3 protein-coding genes and 1 pseudogene are annotated in these 3,055 nt (G+C 62.0%); 2 read left to right on the forward strand and 2 right to left on the reverse strand.

The features are described 5' to 3' along the window. Together EOA32_RS35690 and EOA32_RS35695 are read right to left on the reverse strand one after the other, a co-directional pair. Positions 1–327 (reverse strand): cytochrome c family protein (locus tag EOA32_RS35690; protein ID WP_189407660.1); only part of this gene is annotated, 327 nt, incomplete at its 3' end. A 622-nt stretch (positions 328–949) separates the two neighbouring features. Then, positions 950–2,140 carry an RHE_PE00001 family protein gene (locus tag EOA32_RS35695; protein ID WP_189407658.1) on the reverse strand — a complete coding sequence of 397 codons (1,191 nt, stop codon included), beginning with the start codon at positions 2,138–2,140 and terminating at the stop codon, positions 950–952. On the opposite strand from EOA32_RS35695, the gene thiS reads away from it, so the two are divergent. Together thiS and EOA32_RS35705 are read left to right on the forward strand one after the other, a co-directional pair. Then, positions 2,124–2,321, forward strand: a complete 198-nt coding sequence (gene thiS, locus EOA32_RS35700) for a sulfur carrier protein ThiS (RefSeq protein ID WP_128374191.1) — start codon at positions 2,124–2,126, stop codon at positions 2,319–2,321. The two genes, EOA32_RS35695 and thiS, sit on opposite strands and share 17 nt — an antisense overlap. Positions 2,322–2,325: 4 nt before the next feature. Then, a pseudogene (locus tag EOA32_RS35705) lies at positions 2,326–3,055 on the forward strand (thiazole synthase); the annotation flags it as partial.

Genomic DNA, 3,055 nt, shown 5'->3' on the forward strand with positions numbered 1-3,055 from the left:
GGCGATGACGTTTTTGATGTCGTCGGGATTCTTAAGGCCAGGGAATCCCATTTTGTTCGTCGGCACCTTCGCCTTGGGGTTGGCCAGATATTCCGTCAAGTTCGGCTCGTCCCATACGAGGCCCGCCGCACCCGCATCGTTCATGGCTTTCGAATACGAATAGTTTGGGGCGGTCCCCGCTGTCCGACCCACAACACCTTTCAGGCTCGGGCCGACTTTGTTCGCGTCGGTATCAGCATTGTGGCAGGCGGTGCACTTTTTGAAGACTGCCTTGCCGCCCTCGACATCCTGGGCCTGGGCGATCGGAGGCAGTAACGCCGAAACCATACTGGCGCCGATTGACAGACATTTCACCCAGGAACTGCCCGAATGAACATACGGCGGGCGATCCATATGTTTGTAAGCCATGATCCGATCCTTCCTCATTATGTTGCTCCAAAAGGAGCTCTCATCGACTCCCTCGGTGTAGATTTCGTCCTTGGCATCCATGCGCTGCACGTATTGTGGAATGTTGGCCGTCGATTATTGGTCCCAAATTTGCTGCCTCGGGCATCAGCGTTATGTGAGCAGCTCACCGGGACAATTGTCGGCATTGTAGTTCTATGGGAATCTTGGTGCGCGCACGTGGTCGAGAACCTGACAGTGCAGCCGTGCGCTCCCGCGCCGCCTACCACTGTCATGGTGATTGAAGTCGAGGAGTGCGTTGCCTGCAGTTCGCCTAAGCTGGCCAGCTGTTCGACAGGTATTCTCCCTCTCCTTCGAAATTGACGGGGACGATGGTCAGCCTGCTTTTTGCAGTGATTCACGCGCGCCTCCCATTGGGGCGAGATGTTCTCGCAAATGGCTCTGCAACGCTTGTGCCAGCCGAAAAAGCCTAGCCTGCCGGATGTCTGCCCCGAAGTCCTTCAATTTTCCTGCCGAGGTATAGCCTGACGGGAAAATGGAAATCTCATATCGGCTTCTCAAACTCGGGGAGAGCGCAGGCCGAGCGATGTCTGGCCCGCTCAGCGCGGGCAGCGGATTCGAGGAACTTGGAGGCGTACCCGCGGAAGGACCCATTTGGTCCCTTAGATGGCGAGCAAACCTTCAACTTCCGCAGCGATGGCGCTCGCTCACTCTTTCGCTCCACCGAGCAAAAGACGGCGCGCCAATCCATAGAAAAGAGGAATACATACCCGAGCGAGATGCGACGGCGTTCGGTCACGTGGACGCACGCCCTAGACGATACCCCACGCCCGATAACGGCCTCTCCCCGTATCTCGCGCAGGCCAAGCTCGCCTCCCAGGTTGAGCGCGCCCCTGGTCGTCACCCTCAGCTCTTTTTCGATCATTGCGCTCGAGACCAGCGGCCGGGTCAGGACGTAGTCGATGAGGCGTGGCAGCTTCGAGTTGCCACGCCTGTCCCTGGTCCGCCGCAGCATTTGCTCCCGCGCCAGCATCAGTCGATCGTGTTCCTTCAGGCCGAGCGCGGCGGCTTCGGCAACCGCGTCGAGGAACGCCAGCAACCGCGTCGTCATGGCCCCATGGCGCCGGCGTTCGCGGCTCATGACACGCAGGCGCACATTAAGGGCCAGCAGGTGGGCCGTGGTTTTGCGACGCTGCCGCAGCCCAGCTGCGACCAGCAGGGTGCCAAGCCACGGCTGATGTTGCAGCGGGCTGATGGATTCCCAAGCGTCCCAAAGCACCGCAGCAGCAAGAACGGGCGGAAGCTTCACATCGCGATCAAGCAAGCTACGCCAGTCGTCGAGACGGGCAGACGCATCCCAATCGGGGTCGTGGATCAATGGATCGCGTTCGAGCGTCGGTTGCGGCCGAGGCGGCTGCTCCACCGCCACGCCGTTGAGAACTGCGCTCAAGCGCGCGAGCACCGCATCGATGGCCGCGAACTCCTCGGCCAGCAGATCCGGCTCGTCCGCCTCGTTTTGCTCCCGGTCCTGCCTCGGCGCCAGAGCCCCCTCGCCTTCCGCGGCATTTTTCGCCGCAGTTTCGCCGCGGCGGCCAGTCAGCTGCCGCAATCCCTCGCGGCCGAGCGCCCAGTCGGGGGCGTTGCCACAAATCTGCCGGCGGATGTGCAGGACCGCGTGCGCGCGGGTGAGCTCATGCGTGGGCGCGCGGAACTTGCTGATGAAACTGACGGTCAACGGCGAAGCGCATGAGATCACCGCCGCCACCCTGGCGGAGCTTCTCGCGGCGCTCGACTACGAAGGCAACTGGCTTGCAACGGCAGTGAACAGCGAGGTTGTGCACGCGACTGAGCGGGCGCTGTTCCAGCTGAAGGACAGCGACCGGATCGAAATCCTCTCACCCATGCAAGGAGGTTAGCAACGTGATCGAGCTTTACGGAACCAAGCTTCCGTCGCGCCTGCTTCTCGGCACCGCACAGTACCCCTCGCCCGCCATTCTTGCCGATGCGGTCAAGGCATCCTGCGCGTCCGCGGTGACCGTCTCATTGCGCCGCGAAATGGCCGGCGGCAAGGGTGGCGAGAAATTCTGGTCGCTTATCCAATCGCTGCGGCTGCATGTCCTACCCAACACCGCCGGTTGTCACTCCGTCAAGGAAGCCGTCACGACCGCAAATATGGCGCGCGAGGTCTTCGGCACGAACTGGATCAAGCTCGAGGTGATCGGCAATCATGACACGCTGCAGCCTGACGTTTTCGGCTTGGTCGAGGCCGCGCGAATCTTGTGCGACGACGGCTTTGCTGTATTTCCTTACACGACGGACGATCTCGTCGTCGCCGAGCGATTGCTGGAAGCCGGATGCAGGGTGCTCATGCCCTGGTGCGCGCCGATCGGTTCTGCGCTTGGACCGGTAAATATCACCGCGCTCCGCTCGATGCGCGGCCATTTCCCGGATGTCCCGCTGATCGTGGATGCGGGCCTCGGCGCCCATCTCACGCGGCTCTCGTGATGGAACTCGGCTTTGACGCCGTGCTCCTGAACACCGCTGTCGCCAAGGCGGCCGACCCCGTCGGCATGGCACGAGCATTCAGCAAGGCGGTCGAAGCGGGCCACGAGGCACATTGCGCCGGCCTGCTCGAGCCGCGCGACATGGC

The sequence above is a fragment of the Mesorhizobium sp. M1A.F.Ca.ET.072.01.1.1 genome (genome assembly GCF_004023325.1).
GTDB lineage: Bacteria > Pseudomonadota > Alphaproteobacteria > Rhizobiales > Rhizobiaceae > Mesorhizobium.